Origin of the sequence: Sporosarcina sp. FSL W7-1349 (assembly GCF_038003045.1) — a bacterium.
Lineage (GTDB): Bacteria > Bacillota > Bacilli > Bacillales_A > Planococcaceae > Sporosarcina.
Map to the genome: position 1 here is coordinate 1,966,380 of NZ_JBBOOK010000001.1, position 16,302 is coordinate 1,982,681.

12 protein-coding genes are annotated in these 16,302 nt (G+C 47.4%); all 12 read right to left on the reverse strand.

Annotation, left to right across the window (positions count from 1 at the left end; genetic code table 11):
• Nucleotides 1–371 precede the first annotated feature (371 nt).
• The 12 genes from ltrA to MKY41_RS09765 all read right to left on the reverse strand — a co-directional run bounded on the left by ltrA (nt 372) and on the right by MKY41_RS09765 (nt 16,258).
• Nucleotides 372–1,658, reverse strand: coding sequence for a group II intron reverse transcriptase/maturase (gene ltrA / locus MKY41_RS09710; RefSeq protein ID WP_340745601.1), 1,287 nt, complete (start codon nt 1,656–1,658; stop codon nt 372–374).
• Nucleotides 1,659–2,237: 579 nt separating this feature from the next.
• The gene (locus MKY41_RS09715; RefSeq protein ID WP_340744814.1) at nt 2,238–4,505 is read right to left on the reverse strand and encodes an S-layer homology domain-containing protein; all 2,268 of its coding nucleotides are present in this window, start codon (nt 4,503–4,505) and stop codon (nt 2,238–2,240) included.
• A 214-nt stretch (nt 4,506–4,719) separates the two neighbouring features.
• On the reverse strand, nt 4,720–5,133 hold the full coding sequence (locus MKY41_RS09720; protein ID WP_340744815.1) for a hypothetical protein: 414 nt from the start codon (nt 5,131–5,133) through the stop codon (nt 4,720–4,722).
• A gap of 245 nt (nt 5,134–5,378) precedes the next feature.
• Nucleotides 5,379–5,963 carry a 3-isopropylmalate dehydratase small subunit gene (gene leuD, locus MKY41_RS09725; RefSeq protein WP_340744816.1) on the reverse strand — a complete coding sequence of 195 codons (585 nt, stop codon included), beginning with the start codon at nt 5,961–5,963 and terminating at the stop codon, nt 5,379–5,381.
• A gap of 18 nt (nt 5,964–5,981) precedes the next feature.
• Nucleotides 5,982–7,391, reverse strand: a complete 1,410-nt coding sequence (gene leuC / locus MKY41_RS09730; protein ID WP_340744817.1) for a 3-isopropylmalate dehydratase large subunit — start codon at nt 7,389–7,391, stop codon at nt 5,982–5,984.
• A gap of 15 nt (nt 7,392–7,406) precedes the next feature.
• Nucleotides 7,407–8,507 (reverse strand): 3-isopropylmalate dehydrogenase, encoded by a 1,101-nt coding sequence (leuB, locus tag MKY41_RS09735; RefSeq protein ID WP_340744818.1) that lies wholly within the window; start codon nt 8,505–8,507, stop codon nt 7,407–7,409.
• A gap of 153 nt (nt 8,508–8,660) precedes the next feature.
• On the reverse strand, nt 8,661–10,199 hold the full coding sequence (locus MKY41_RS09740; protein WP_340744819.1) for a 2-isopropylmalate synthase: 1,539 nt from the start codon (nt 10,197–10,199) through the stop codon (nt 8,661–8,663).
• Nucleotides 10,186–11,220 (reverse strand): ketol-acid reductoisomerase, encoded by a 1,035-nt coding sequence (ilvC, locus tag MKY41_RS09745; RefSeq protein WP_340744820.1) that lies wholly within the window; start codon nt 11,218–11,220, stop codon nt 10,186–10,188. The genes MKY41_RS09740 and ilvC overlap by 14 nt, the downstream gene beginning before the upstream one ends.
• Before the next feature lie 33 nt (nt 11,221–11,253).
• Nucleotides 11,254–11,775, reverse strand: a complete 522-nt coding sequence (gene ilvN / locus MKY41_RS09750) for an acetolactate synthase small subunit (RefSeq protein WP_340744821.1) — start codon at nt 11,773–11,775, stop codon at nt 11,254–11,256.
• On the reverse strand, nt 11,772–13,496 hold the full coding sequence (gene ilvB / locus MKY41_RS09755; RefSeq protein WP_445683331.1) for an acetolactate synthase large subunit: 1,725 nt from the start codon (nt 13,494–13,496) through the stop codon (nt 11,772–11,774). Before ilvB ends, ilvN begins: the two co-directional genes overlap by 4 nt.
• Before the next feature lie 406 nt (nt 13,497–13,902).
• Nucleotides 13,903–15,570 carry a dihydroxy-acid dehydratase gene (gene ilvD / locus MKY41_RS09760; RefSeq protein WP_340744822.1) on the reverse strand — a complete coding sequence of 556 codons (1,668 nt, stop codon included), beginning with the start codon at nt 15,568–15,570 and terminating at the stop codon, nt 13,903–13,905.
• 409 nt (nt 15,571–15,979) lie between these two features.
• The gene (locus MKY41_RS09765; protein WP_340744823.1) at nt 15,980–16,258 is read right to left on the reverse strand and encodes a hypothetical protein; all 279 of its coding nucleotides are present in this window, start codon (nt 16,256–16,258) and stop codon (nt 15,980–15,982) included.
• Nucleotides 16,259–16,302: the final 44 nt, after the last annotated feature.

Consider the following 16,302-nt stretch of genomic DNA (forward strand, 5'->3'; position numbering starts at 1 on the left):
GCTGATAAATCGCGGGAACCGCTGATATTTCCTCTCAAAAGCTGATAACTTCCCGACACCGCTGATACCTCCTCACAAGCGCTGATAAATCGCGAGAACTGCTGATATTTCCTCTCAAACGCTGATAACTTCCCGTCACCGCTGATACTTCTCCTCAAGTGCCGATAACTCGCGGGAACTGCTGATACTTCCTCACAAGCGCCGATAACTCGCGACAACTGCTGATACTTTCCCCCAAGTGTCGAGAACTTCCCTCCACCACTAGCTATCCCCAACAATTAGCCCAGCAATCCTAAGAAAAATCGAGTAGGAGGGAGTGATTAGCTCCCGACCTCTCACACCACCGTACGTACGGTTCCGTATACGGCGGTTCAATAACTTAAGTATCGACGCTCATACAAGTGATTCAGGTCTTTCAGACCCCACTTGGTGAGCGTTTCTGCTTTGATTGCTTTATGTAGAGTTTCGCTTTTGGAGACTCTCCAATATCCCTTTCGGGAATTTGATACTTTCCAAGCTTCTTCATGTAAAATTCCCAGCCTTCGTAACTGACGGTATTTTGTCCATATCTTCTTCCAACGTTTCCATATCAGTTGACGTAACCGATGGTTCAGCCATTGTGCCATGGATTTGATAAAACTTTTCATAAAGCCAATTCCATAGTAGTTTATCCAACCTATTGTCACTTGGTTGATTTCTTTGGCAATCTCGTCAAAGCGGCCCGGGCGATTCCGTTTGGTGATTTTCTTTAATTTTGATTTGAATCGACTTTTTGCGGAGTGATGTGGTCTACAACCCACACCTTTAGATGTGGAATGGAGGCAGAAACCGAGGAACTTGAGTTTGACCGGAGAACCCACCTTGCTCTTTTCTTGGTTCACTGTCAGCTTCAAATCATGTTCAAGGAACTTTGTAATGCTTTCCAAAACACGTTCCCCTGCTCGCCTGCTTTTCACGTATATGCAGAAATCATCCGCAAATCGTACGAATTTATGCCCCCGTCTTTCAAGTTCCCTATCTAATTGATTCAAATAGACATTGCTAAGAATCGGGGAGAGTACGCCACCTTGCGGAGCACCTTCTTCTGTTGGACTGATAAGTCCATCTTCAAGGATGCCACTCTTTAGAAACTTCCATATCAACTTTAGGACAATCTTGTCGTTTATGAACTCTTTTAGATATTCCATCAGCTTCTGATGATTAATGGTGTCGAAGTAGCTTTTTAAATCACAATCGACTACCACTCTATAACCTTGTTCATAATATGTGATGGATTGCTTAATGGCTTGATGCTGATTCCGTTTTGGACGAAAACCATAGCTCCTCTCCGAAAAATGAGGGTCAATGATTTTACCAATCACCTGATAGATGGCTTGTTGAACCATTCGATCCCGTACACACGGTATGCCGAGTTTTCGCATTGACCCATCTAACTTTGGAATTTCAACACGTTTTACTGGCAGTGGTTCGTACGAACCGTCTTTCAGCTTTCTAATAAGTTGGGTTCGGTATTTGGCTACATGACCTAAAAGTTCATCTACTGTCATTTCATCGACACCCGGCGCCCCTTTATTTGCCTTCACTTTCTTACAAGCGTTAAAGAGGTTGTTGATGTCGACTACTTTATCAATCAAATCGATACCATCCTGTCGCTCCATTTCTGTAAAGACAGGACTGCACGCTCCCGCATATTCTTCGGTTTCCAACCTATCCCTTTGCGGCCAGCCATCTGCCGATGTTTTCTGTGGTCTTTGCACTGTCTTTACCTCCATTTCATTTCAGGATTATTATTGTTCAGCCCTTCGTCCTTATGGACTACTATGGCTTCTGCTGACTTCTTACAGTTCAACCTGCCATCACTGACCGGTTTGTTCCTGTGGGATATTCCATCCCTCTTGTCGGGAACCCCTGTAAGACCTCCCCGGGTAAGAGCTATAACCTTCCTCCCATGTAACCGCTGCATTTACTGTATGGAACTCGGGCAGTATTGGACTTTGTTTTGTACGGCAAACTCGTCCGTTCCAATTCAGCCTCATATGCAGTTTCTGTCCGTCGGTTCGGGATTTTGCCGCCGGCTTCCTTCAGATTCCACCTCACGGTGGACACCCTTGCCTTAAGCTAACAGTTCCTACTGCCAAGCCTGTAGTGGACTTTCACCACCAAGTTATAGCCCATGCCGGGCACACCGTAAAAACGTCCTCCACCGAAATTTCCGGAGAGAGGACGTTTCTTCCCTATTATAGTGCGTCCGTGTGCTCGACGCCCGCCGGAAGCAGTTCCGGCATGCCAATGCGTTCGAGACCGGCTTTGATTTTCGTCGTGTAGCCTTTTTCATTGCTATCCAAGTATTTCGCCTTGGAACGGATCATCCGCTCGAAGACCGGCAATTTGGATTCGTCGATAGCAGCCCACTTTTCATATGAATGGATCAGATCCTCCAATGTCAAATGCGTGTAATCGCGCCCGACAAACGTATGGTCTGGATCTACCTTATACCAGATATCCCCGTCCGGGCGTATCCATTTCTTTTCATCTTTCACGATTGCGGATTGGATGCTCGTCGCGGTCTGTAAATAGACCGGATCGCCAAATTCCTCGTAGGCGAGTAACAGGATATTCATCCCCCCCAGCAAATGGTTCATCGATGTGTGGGTCCTGATCTTTTGCTTCGTCGGGAAATAATCCGAGATGTAATACGAATCCTTGTCGACGGAAATAATATTGCCTTTTCCTTTTTGCGAAACGAGAAGATCGGCATAATTTTTCAAACCGACATTGTAATCCGAATGGCCAAACGCTTTCCCTCCATTATATAGGAACAGCGCAATCTGCTCGTTGAAACGCGTATCGACGAAAGGAGCCGTGAATCCATACAGATTTTTCAAATAGGTACTCGTCACTTCCGTTTCCCAATACGTCGACTTGCCGCGGAAAATATCCAAGTTCGTGAATGAATTGTATAGCAAATCCTCAAAATAGCGTTCCTTCGTTTGATTGTACAACAGCATCACCCGATCCTCTTTCACGAGAAGAAGATTTCGGCCGTACCCTCTGCCCGATTTCGGCATCGGTTCGATTGTGGTGGCCATTTTATTGAAAGGCCCTTCAGCTGTATACCATTTATTCCGCTTTTTATAGTAAGTAGCCGATTCCCACATCCAGGAATCCATGTTCTTCCGTTCTGCAAATAACCGGTCTTCGGAAGAAAGGAACCACTGGTCAACGATGTCCTGCCCACGGGATTGCAGGCGGTAGACCGATAGCTGGGTATCGCCAAGTTTGACGCCACTGAACGCTTCCGTTTCCTCATGAAGCTCTCTCGTATGGCTCGCCGCCCCGTTCGGATAGGACTGTGTTAACTCTTGGGATCGATAGGCTTTACCGATCATCCGTTGCTCCGTTTTTCCATCCGTCCCGATTTTCTCCAAGATACCAGTCGGATACGTCGTCAAATCAAAGCCGAACGTATCATCAACATCTTTTTTAATCTGGTGCTGGCTGTATTTATGAAGCACCGTTTTCTGCAAACCGCCCTCCGTCTGAATCAAGTCGATCGTTAACGGCAACCGCTGTGGATTACGCAGCTCGGTGAATAAAAAATAGTCGCCATTCGGTAATTCTCGTTTCGTCAACTTGACCTTTGCCGGCGCATGTCCGCCTACCGCATATGTATAAACGATATCGGTCGCATGCGGATGCGGCACTTTTTTCTCACTGGTCAATTGCAAATAATAGTTCGAGCGTAAATATGTCTTGCTTGATGAAGACAATGGCACTTCCGTAAACTGCTGTTCGTGCCGAACCGTTTTATAATCTCCCAAGACATCGGCTGATTTGAAAACCGTCGCCGGCTTTTCTTCAATCAATCCTTTTTGTACCATCGCCCGATGAAGGAATACGACATAAGTGGCCCGATTGACGGGTGTTTTCGGATCGAATGTCCCGTCTTCCTTCCCTGTCGTAATGCCATGTTGCGCAAGCACCTTGACTCCCTCTTTATGGGATTCGCTAATCCGATGATCATCCTTGAACGTGATGTCTTCACCTGTGTCTTCCAAATCAAATGCACGGACGATGACGGTTGCCATCTGTTCACGTGTCAAATAATCACCGACGCCGAACGTCCCGTCTTCCTTTCCCAGGAAAATCCCTGCTCCATATGTAGCCATAGCGCCTTTCAAATGAGACGATTTCGAACTGACATCCTTGAAGATCGGTTGATAAGGAGCTTCTGGCAAGCCGAGCGCATTTGTCATCAAGTTCGCGGCCTGTCCACGCGTCACTTCCAAACTTGGCCGGAACTGCTTGTCCGGATAGCCATTGATGATTTTCAGATCAACCAGCTGGGTCACTTCGTCCTTCGCCCAGAACTCATTATGTACGTCAGAAAAACTCGGATCAATCGGGTTGGCGCTAGCCGCCCCTGTCCCAAAACCGAATAACGCCAGAGCGATAGAAAGACCGCCCGCTCTGAGCAAGTTGCCCGGTTTTCTTTTCGTGATCACTGCTACTATTCCCCCTTTTCCTAAATTCTATTTTATATTTATGATAACATATTTTCCAAAGCAATTGCCTCAGCGTAATTGATTCCATATTTGGAATTGTGTCCGGAGCGATTCAGCGGGTATTTGACATAGGCTTCCCGGGAAATAAAAACTTCACCCCCTAAAGCGATGAAATCAAGACAAACCCCTCCCTGAAAATAGGAAGGGGTTTCAATTACTCTATTGTTTTTTGAGCAAGCGTTTCGTCGTTCTTACGGGCTTGTACATCAATCTTGTACTCTTTATATTTTTCTTGGATTTTCTCAGCAAACTGATCGGCCAATTTCTGAGCCTGTTCTTCCTTCATGTCATCCCCGACGGTAAAATCGACTAGGACAAAACCACCCGCATCCTCTGTGACGATGATGCTGACACTGGACACGCCGTCTTCCTTGCCGAACTCCTCTTTCAATTCATCGTCTGACTTGGTCGTGTCTGATTTATCGACAGCCCCTTGTTCGGCCATGGTGTTTTCCGTTTCCTCTGTTTCCGTTTCCGCTGCGGGCTCTTCTTTCGTTTCTTTGTCTCCACAGGCTCCCAGTAAAAGAGCTGACCCTAACAATGTTGCGAAGATGATCGACCTTTTCATGATGAGGTCCCCTCCTTTGTTCCAGAATATGTTTCATCCTAACAAAAAAAAGTGCGAGCTGCAAGGCTCACACTAATTGGTATTTTCGTTGTTCCGCATTCCGCGGCCCCAACGCAAAACTGATACATTCCCTAGGGGAACTCGTATACCCTCAACGTTAACCAAACTATCACACGTCCGGAACACCTCCAATAAAAAACCGCCTCACCAACCGGTTTTCCGGCTAGTAAGGCGGTCCCATGCACTCAGGCATGTTGTTTTTCGTAATTGGCAATATGCTCTTCGTATTGGAAGGTCAATGAAATTTCGTCCCAACCGTTTAACAGCATTTGCTTGTAATATGGATCGATGTCGAATGAATACGTTTTGCCGTCTTGGCCCTTTACAGTTTGCTGTTCGAGATTCACTTCGACTGTGTATGATTCTTTTTGGCTATTCGCTAGTAATTCTTCGACTTCAGCGACGCTCAACTTAATCGGCAGAATGCCGTTCTTCATGCAGTTATTATGGAAAATGTCTGCGAAGCTTGGCGCGATGACAACTTGGAAACCATAGTCCAAGATGGCCCATGGTGCGTGTTCCCGAGAGGAGCCACAGCCAAAATTGTCGTGGGCGACGAGGATTTTTGATTCTTTGAATCGTTCATCGTTCAATACGAAATCTTCCCGTACCGATCCATCTGCATTGAAACGCCAGTGGTAGAATAAATATTGTCCGAATCCTGTGCGTTCGATGCGCTTCAGGAACTCTTTCGAAATGATCTGGTCGGTATCGACATTTTTATGGTCCAGTGGTGTAATAACACTCACTACTTCATTGATCGGTTTCATCTAAACTTCCTCCCCTCATTACGCCTCAACGGATTGCATTTCCCTGACATCGACGAAGCGGCCTGCAATTGCGGATGCTGCTGCCATAGCTGGGCTCATCAAGTGTGTGCGTGAACCGGCCCCTTGTCGTCCTTCGAAGTTTCGGTTGGACGTGGACGCACAACGCTCACCGGCTGGTACGACATCATCGTTCATCGCAAGACACATGCTGCAGCCCGATTCGCGCCATTCAAAGCCGGCATCCAAGAAGACTTTGTCGAGTCCTTCTTCTTCCGCCTTCCTTTTCACGGCATGGGATCCGGGAACGACAATCGCTGTCACGGATGGATCGACTTGCTTCCCTTGAATGACGTTCGCCGCTGCACGCAAATCGCTTAGGCGGGCATTCGTACAAGAACCGATGAAGACATGCTGCACTTTGATATCCGTCAGTGGCATTCCTTCTTCCAGCCCCATATACTCCAACGCTTTCCGCAATGCGTCTTTATCGGATTGCTCTTCGAAATCGGAGGCGAATGGAACGCGGGTCGAGATGCCCGATCCCATTGATGGGTTCGTGCCCCATGTGACGAAAGGTTCAATTTCATCCGCATCGATTTCCACGACACGATCATAGGTCGCTCCTTCATCTGTCGCAAGGGCCAACCATTTCGCTGCCGCTTCTTCGAATGCTTCGCCTTCCGGCACATAACGGCGTCCTTTTAAGTAATTGATCGTCGTTTCATCCGGGCTAATTAAACCGGCCTTCGCACCCGCCTCGATGGACATATTACAGATGGTCATCCGTTCTTCCATCGTCAAGCCGCGGATTGCTTCTCCCGTATATTCCACGATGTGGCCGGTTCCCATATCGATGCCGAATTTTGCGATGATCGCCAAGATAACGTCTTTTGCTGTTACGCCGAAACCGAGTTTCCCGTTAATGCGGATTTCCATCGTTTTCGGTTTGTTTTGCCAAAGCGTTTGCGTCGACAGGACGTGTTCCACTTCACTCGTCCCGATTCCGAATGCAATCGCTCCGAAAGCCCCGTGCGTGGATGTGTGACTATCCCCGCAGACAATTGTTTTTCCAGGTTGTGTCAAGCCAAGTTCTGGTCCGATGATATGGACGATCCCTTGGTCGGGGTGGTCCATATTCGCAAGCGGAATGCCGAACTCATCGCAGTTCTTTTGAAGGGTATTGATTTGATTCCGTGCAATCGGATCCTTGATTTCATCCCGATTACGTGTCGGAACATTATGGTCCATCGTTGCGAAGCTTAGATCCGGTCGGCGGACCTTACGATTTGCCAGCCTCAATCCTTCAAACGCCTGGGGAGAAGTCACTTCATGTATAAGATGAAGGTCGATGTAGAGCAAGTCTGGCTTCCCTTCTTCTTCGTACACGACATGCTGATTCCATATTTTTTCGATAATGTTCTTTGCCATATGTCTCTTCTCCTTTCACACGTATGAATACATGATGCTATTTGAAACGAATTGCAAATCCAGTTCATCAACGACTTTCGCTGTCCAGTCCGCTGTGGAAAGAGCTCGCGTGCCATCCGTTGCAAGATCTGCTGTGAAGTGTCCATCTTCGAATACAGTATTGACCGCTTTCTCAATAGCGGCTGCTTCCGTTTCCATGCCGAATGAATATTTCAGCATCATCGCGGCAGATAGGATTGCTGCTGCCGGATTCGCCAATCCTTGACCTGCAATTTCAGGCGCTGTTCCGTGAACCGGCTCATACAATCCGAAACCGTCGCTCCGGACACTCGCGGATGGCAATACGCCTAGGGAACCTGTAATGACGGACGCTTCATCACTTAAAATGTCGCCGAACATGTTCTCTGTCAAGATGACGTCGAATGCCGCCGGGTTCGTAATCAATTTCATTGCCGTAGAATCGACGAGCATATGCTCCACTTCGATATCTGGATAATTCTTTTTCTTTTCATCCACAACTTCACGCCATAGTTTACTTGTGGCCAACACATTCGCCTTATCGACGGAAGCGACTTTCCCGCGGCGCAATCTCGCTAGTTCAAACGCCTTTTCGACAATCCGCTCGATTTCTTCACGCGTATATAGCAATGTATCGATTCCTGATTTTTCGGTATAGCGGCTCGGTTCGCCGAAGTAGATCCCGCTTGTCAATTCACGAACGATGAGCATATCGACATCTTTTGCCACTTCTTCTTTCAAAGGAGAAGCATGGAGCAAAGATGGAACGGCGTTGACAGGACGAAGGTTGGCAAACAGGTCGAAACGTTTACGGATGGCTAGCAATCCTCTTTCCGGACGCAATTCTGCCGGGTTTTGCTCCCATTGTGGGCCTCCGACTGCACCGAGAAGGATCGCATCACTTGCTTCACAAACGGCTACTGTTTCTTCAGGCAGCGGGTTTTGAAAACGATCCACCGCCTCCCCACCGATTGCACCATGTTCAAATGTGAACGTATGACCGAAGCGTCTGCCGATGACCTCCAACACTTTTACTGCTGCCTCTGTAACTTCCGGACCGATTCCGTCACCTGGTAATACGGCGATCTTTTTCTCCATAATACTTCTCCTCCTTGTTTTTATAAAATCCCCTAATTTTTATAAAATCCCTTTGCGATTCGTCACGTACGATTCGTGCTTCTGCATTGAAGCACCATTATGCAATAGACAGTATGCAATATATCAGGTTTTATTAAAAAAATGGCCCGTTCTTCAAACAGTTTCGACTGCAAGAACTCTATCTTTGATCAGTTTTCTATTGATGGCGTTCAAATACGCCTTGGCGGATGCTTGCAATACGTCTTGTGCGACGTCGCGGCCTGTGAATGTTTCCCCGTTGAAGCTTAAATTGATGACCGCATCACCGAGTGCGTCGCGGCCTTTTCCGATGGAAGTGACTCGATAATCCAGAATATGGACCTTCCCATTGACCAATTTTTCCAGCGTATTGAAAATTGCTTCCACTGAACCGGAACCTGTCGAGGCAACCGTTTCAGTCACTCCGCTCGGGACGACCGCTGTCACAGTGGCAGTCGGTACATTCGCAGTACCGTATTGCACTTGGACGTTCTCCAATTTGTAAATCGGCATATCCGAGTGGTTGATTTGACGTTCTGTGAAGAGTACGTACAAATCATCTTCCGTAATTTCTTTCTTTCGGTCCGCTAATTTCTTGAATTCCACGAATGCTTCATTCAGCTTTTCATCACTTAAATCAAAGCCCATCGAGATGGCGCGATCCTTGAATGCGTGGCGGCCCGAGTGTTTGCCAAGTGCAAGTGGCGCAGTCGTTTCACCAATAAGTTCTGGCGTAATGATTTCATACGTTTCACGATTTTTCAAATAACCATCCTGGTGGATGCCCGATTCATGTGCAAACGCGTTTTTCCCGACAACCGCTTTATTCGGCTGGATGACGACCCCTGTCAATTGGCTTACGAGCTGGCTCGTACGTTTGATTTCTTTCAAGTTGATGCCAGTTTCCAAGTTGTAAAAGTCTTTGCGGATATGAAGAGCCACCGCAATTTCCTCTAGCGCTGCATTTCCTGCACGTTCCCCAATTCCGTTGATCGTCCCTTCGACTTGATCGGCACCGTTCTGGATTGCTGCAATCGAGTTGGCAACCGCCATTCCAAGATCATCATGGCAATGTGCAGATAGCTTCACTTTTTCGACACCTGTTACGTTCTCTTTCAAATAGCGGAACAAGTCACCGTATTCTTGCGGCGTCGCATAACCGACAGTATCCGGAATATTGATTGTCGTTGCTCCTGCTTTGATCACTTCATTAATGATTCGAACGAGGAATTCCCGATCTGAACGGAATCCGTCTTCCGCAGACCATTGAACGAGCGGGAAGAATTGACGTGCATATTTCACTGCTTCCACAGCCGCTTCCACGACTTGGTCCGGTGTTTTTTGCAGTTTATATTCCATATGGATTGGCGAGGTGGCAAGGAAGACATGGAGATGGGGCTGTTCGGCACCGCGAAGTGCTTCCCACGATCGATCGATATCATGCTTCATCGCACGTGCCAGACCTGTCACTGTTGAGTTTTTCACCGTATTGGCAATCCGCTGCACTGCTTCGAAATCACCGGGGGACGAAGCAGGAAACCCTGCTTCGATAATAGTCGCCCCGAATCTTTCAAGTTGGCGTGCGATTTCCAACTTCTCCGCCGTATTCAGATTAATACCGGCAGATTGTTCTCCATCTCGTAACGTTGTGTCAAAGATGTCAATTTTTCGCACTAGCCACCACTTCTTCCTCTTTGGATTTTGCACCTTCACTGATGAACGGCATCATAGAACGTAGTTTTTGACCCACTTTCTCGATTTGGTGCTCTGCTTCCGCTGCTTCAATTGCATTGAATTTTGGACGGCCGTTTTCGTTTTCTTCGATCCATTCTTTTGCAAATTTACCGGATTGGATATCAGTTAGGATATCTTTCATGCGTGCTTTCGTGTCCGCATCGACTACGCGTGGACCGGATACGAAGTCGCCCCATTCAGCTGTGTCTGAAACGGAGTAGCGCATTCCTGCCATACCGCCTTCATACATCAAGTCAACGATTAGTTTTACTTCGTGCAATGTTTCAAAATAAGCAAGTTCTGGTTGGTATCCAGCTTCGACGAGTGTTTCGAATCCAGCTTTGACAAGGGAAGTCAACCCGCCGCAAAGTACCGCTTGCTCACCGAATAGGTCCGTAACAGTTTCTTCTTCGAATGTCGTTTCAAGAACTCCACCGCGAGCGGAACCGATTCCTTTTGCATACGCAAGTGCTACGTCTTTCGCTTGGCCGGAAACGTCTTGGTAGATTGCGAACAATGCTGGAACGCCTGCGCCTGCTTCAAACGTTCTGCGTACAAGGTGTCCAGGCCCTTTTGGAGCGACTAGGAATACGTCCACATCTGCAGGTGGTTTGATTTGTCCGAAGTGTACGTTGAAGCCGTGTGCGAATACGAGTGATTTTCCAGCTTTCAAAGCAGGTTCGATTTCTTCATCGTATACTTTCTTTTGTCTTTCATCTGGAAGGAGGATCATGATCAAGTCCGCTTGCTCCGCCGCTTCTTTCACTGTTGCCACTTTCAAGCCGTCTTGTTTCGCTTGGTCGAAGGATTTCCCTTCACGAACACCGACGATTACGTTGAAGCCGGAGTCGTTCAAGTTTTGTGCGTGTGCGTGGCCTTGTGAACCGTAGCCGATGATTGCGATTGTTTTATCCTGTAGTAGTCCTTCATTGATATCCTGGTTATAGTACATTGTAGTCATTGTCATTTCCTCCTGTAATTTCGATTGTTTTTTTTATTTTAAAATTGATAATTGTGGTGCCTGATTTTGATTTTTCTGTTGTTCGCGGACGAACGCTGTAGCTCCGGTACGCGTCAATTCCTTGATGCCATAAGGCTTCAGGAGTTCAATGAACGCCTCGACTTTGTCGGTCGTCCCGGTCACTTGGTATGTGACGACGTTTTTCCCGGAGTCGATGATTGTAGCCCGGAACGGCTCGATGACGCTGTTCATCTCACTTCTCATATGAGGCGGCGAGATGACTTTCACGAGGGCAAGCTCCCGCAGAACGATTGCTTTGTCTGTGATGTCGTTCACCTTGATGACGTCGATTTGCTTTTGCAACTGTTTGACGAGCTGTTCGATTTTCCGCTCGTCTTCCACATGTACAATGAATGTCATTTTGGACATGCCCGGTTGTTCCGTATGGCCGACCGTGATGCTTTCGATGTTGAATTGCCGCTTCATGAGAAGCCCGGTCACCCGGTTCAACACTCCGCTTTGATTGATGACTGTTACCGTAATGACTCGTTTCATCCCTTGCTCACCCCGATCATTTCATTTAACCCTTTGCCTGGAGCTACCATTGGATAGACGTTTTCCATCTGTTTTACGCGGCAATCGATAAGTACCGGTTCGTCGGATAGAAGTGCTTCTTTGAAGACTTGCTCCGCTTCTTCCAATGAAGTGATGCGGTACCCTTTGATGTCATATGCTTCCGCCAATTTCAGGAAGTCCGGCTGCACCGGAATCAAAGACTGAGAGTAGCGCTCTTCGTAAAACGTTTCTTGCCATTGACGTACCATGCCGAGTGCGCCGTTATTCAAAATCACGACTTTCACCGGGATCCGCAATTCTTGCAAGAGGGACAGTTCCTGTGCCGTCATTTGGAAACCAGCGTCACCCACGATGGAAACAACGCGTTTTTCCGGTTTGGCAAGCTGCGCTCCGATTGCGGCTGGGAAGCCGAATCCCATAGTTCCTAGACCACCGGATGTCACCCAATGGTCCGGATTGTTCAGCGGATAATATTGCGCTGCCCACATTTGATGCTGGCCGACGTCTGTTGTGACGATGGCATCGCCCTCTGTAATACGATGGATGATTTCCACCGCTTGTTGCGGAAGCAATTCGTTCTCATCTTCCACATACCAAAGCGGATATTGTTCGGTTAACCCGTTCAAGTATTCGAGCCAATCGGCTGTATCTGGCGATTGGAAGGATTGGTCCAGCAGGGCTTTCAAAGCTTCTTTCGCATCCGCAACAATCGGAATTTCCGTTGGAACGTTTTTCCCGATCTCTGCCGGGTCAATATCGATATGGACCACTCTCGCATTTGGTGCGAAGCTATCCAGATTTCCGGTCAGACGATCATCGAAACGCGCTCCGATATTGACTAGAACATCACATTCACTCAAGGCGATGTTCGATGTAACCGTTCCATGCATACCCGCCATGCCAAGGAATAATTCATGATCTCCCCGGATGCTGCCTAGGCCGAGAAGCGTATTCGTCACAGGGATATGATGCTTTTCAATGAATGCCTTCAATTCATCCATGCCTTGTGCATGCAGGATGCCCGCTCCTGCCAAGATTAACGGCTTCTTCGCTTCAGAAATCGCTTGTGCCGCTTTCTGTATTTGCAGATAATTCGGGGAAGTCGTTGGCTGATATCCCGGCAGATTCACTTCGCCGTTCCAATCCGGAGCTGGCTTGAATGTGTTCGTTGCGATGTTTTTCGGGATATCGACAACGACTGGGCCTGGTCTTCCGGTAGAAGCGATATGGAACGCCTCTTTGATGATGCGCGGAAGGTCCGAAACATCATTCACTTGGTAGTTATGTTTGGTGATCGGTTGTGTAATCCCGATAATATCCGCCTCTTGGAAAGCGTCCGTTCCGATAAGCGTATTGGCAACCTGCCCCGTAAAGACAACGAGCGGAATGGAATCCATCATCGCATCCGTAATGCCTGTGACCAGGTTCGTCGCCCCTGGTCCGGAAGTTGCAAGGACAACGCCCGGCCGTCCGGAAACCCGTGCATACCCTTCCGCCGCATGAATGGCACCTTGTTCGTGACGCGCCAACACGTGGCTGATCGGATTTTTGTAGAGTGCATCATAAATCGGAAGTACGGCCCCTCCAGGGTATCCAAAGATGATTTCGACGCCTTGATCCTTTAACGCCTGAATAAAAGCAGCGGATCCATCCAGTGGTTCATTTGACTGCTGTTTCGGTTGTTCCTGTACAATTTCCATGGCCTCTTCCATTTCAGCTTGTTTCATTTGAGCACTCGCACTCATTGATGAACTCCTCCTTGTTCCGGATATTATTTATTTTGGCAATGCTACTGTTTGAATTAAAAAAGCTTTTTCAGCCCACGCAAAGAAATCTGTTCTTCACATAGGGATGAAAAAGCTTTTCATGGTACCACCCTTGTTCGCAGCAAAATCGCTGCCTCATGAATAGACACGGTCTATTCGGTCATAACGAGCACGGAACCAAGTCCACGCCCGGGGCTGCCTACACGTCGAAACCTCAACAGCCCTCTCCGAGGTGATGTCGCAAATGGTTGTAATACCGGCTTCCACCTATACCGGCTCTCTGGAAATACAAAGTCCCATCCACTTTATCCTCATCAATGATTTAGCTATATTAAATTTTTTAGATTTTCATGACTCCGCCTGTACTTGCAGATGTTACCAACGCGGAGTATCTGGCGAGATATCCTTTTTTGATCTTCGGTGTGAACGGTTGTAGAGAAGCTCTGCGTTTGTCGAGCTCTTCGTCCGACACTTCCAATTCGATTGTACGGTTCGTCAAGTCGATAGTAATGATGTCATCGTTTTGGACCAATGCAATCGGTCCGCCTTCTGCCGCTTCCGGTGAAATATGCCCGACCGAGATGCCTCGGGATGCGCCGGAGAATCGGCCGTCTGTGATGAGGGCCACTTTCGTCCCTAACCCACGACCTTGGATAGCGGATGTCGGTGCCAGCATTTCAGGCATTCCCGGTCCGCCTTTCGGGCCTTCGTAGCGAATAACGACTACATGGCCTTCCTGAACCGTACCGTTGTCGATGTTCTCCTGTGCAGCTTCCTGAGATTCGAACACGATTGCTTTCCCACGGAATTCCTTGATGGACGGGTCGACCGCACCAACTTTAATAACTCCGCCATCGGGAGCGATATTACCGAAAAGTACGGAAAGACCGCCAACCGGACTGTGCGGATTGTCTTTTGTACGAATTACCTGATCATTTGTAATATGGTAATCTTGAACGTCTTCACCGATCGTCTTACCTGTAACGGTAATTCGTTCCGGATGAATCGCACCTGGGATTTTTGTAAGTTCATTGATGATGGCACTAACGCCACCTGCTTGGAATACATCGTCCATCGAGACATCGGAAGCCGGCATGATTTTCGCCAAGTATGGCACACGCTCAGCAACTGTGTTGATATCTTCAACATGATAGTCGATTTCCGCTTCGTGAGCAATAGCCAATGTATGGAGGACGGTATTTGTCGATCCACCCATTGCCATGTCAAGAGCAAATGCGTCGTCAATCGCTTGTTTTGTGATGATGTCACGAGGTTTCACATCTTCTTTTACCATGCGGACCAAGTGTTTTGCAGCTTCTTTGATCAACTTATGGCGTTCATCGGATGTGGCTACAATCGTGCCGTTTCCTGGTAATGCAACACCTAGCATTTCCATCAAGCAGTTCATGGAATTTGCAGTGAACATACCCGAGCAGGATCCGCAAGTCGGACACGCATTGTTCTCGATATCGAGCAATTCCTCAGCCGTCATCTTGCCTGATTTATAAGCTCCGACACCTTCGAACACGGAAGTCAGTGAAAGTTGGGCTCCTGTAGAGGAAACCCCCGCTTCCATCGGTCCGCCTGATACGAAGATGGAGGGAACGTTCGTCCGTACTGCTGCCATGAGCATACCCGGTGTGATCTTGTCACAGTTCGGTATGTAGAACACGCCATCAAACCAGTGGGCGTTAATGACGGTTTCAGCCGCGTCGGCAATCAATTCCCGGCTTGGCAAGGAATATCGCATTCCGATATGTCCCATGGCAATTCCGTCGTCCACACCGATTGTGTTGAACTCGAACGGGACACCGCCCGCTTCCCAAATGGCCTCTTTAACAATTTCAGCAAATTTATTCAGATGCTTATGTCCTGGAATAATATCGATATAAGAGTTACAAACACCGATAAAGGGTTTTTCTAAATCTTTCGTCTTTATGCCAGTCGCATAGAGCAAACTTCTATGTGGTGCCCGGTCGACACCCTTTTTTATCATGTCACTTCTCAATTGCTCTCTCTCCTCATCAATCACTCATAATTCGAGTCTCTGGCATTCAATCAATTATGTGAACTACGTCACGAACTGATTTGGATTGTTGCTATCATATCGCGGATAAGTTCAGTAGTCAACAGGGTTTTTTTAAATAGTTGGGCAACTATGAATATAAGATTATGACTGGTAACGCTTACATATGCAATATATCGCAGGTTACGAAATTCTTCACAATTTGAAAGTTTTTTTATTATTTCTCTAGATTCTGACCACTTGATGAATTTCTTGGATGGTATATCTTCGATTAAGGGCGTGCTTCACTTATTGCGGTTGGCGAACATTTAAGGAATAATCGCTGATAATTTCCGGATATAGATTGGAGTGATCATACGTTCATGTATGTGCTCAATTTTTAGTGAAACGATCATTTATATAAATTGAAATAAATAACTTCTTCTAACCGTTGATTTCCGTTCCGAGCGGTCACTTTCCGCGGGCACGGCTTCAGCCAATCGAACAACGGGGTTCGATTTGCCGTATTTCTGCGCACTTTGCAGAAATTAAGGCATCCTCCATTTCCTAATTCACGTTTTAAAGAAATAAAGGCTACCGCCAAACGCTTTGCTTTTTGGCGCAAAAGCCGCTCTACACTCCAATCAACTAAGTTAGAAGGTAAAATAATAAATTCAACTTTATATAGCATAAATATTTCCCTTGCCTATGGGCCCCTTCCCAATCCCCCAAAAA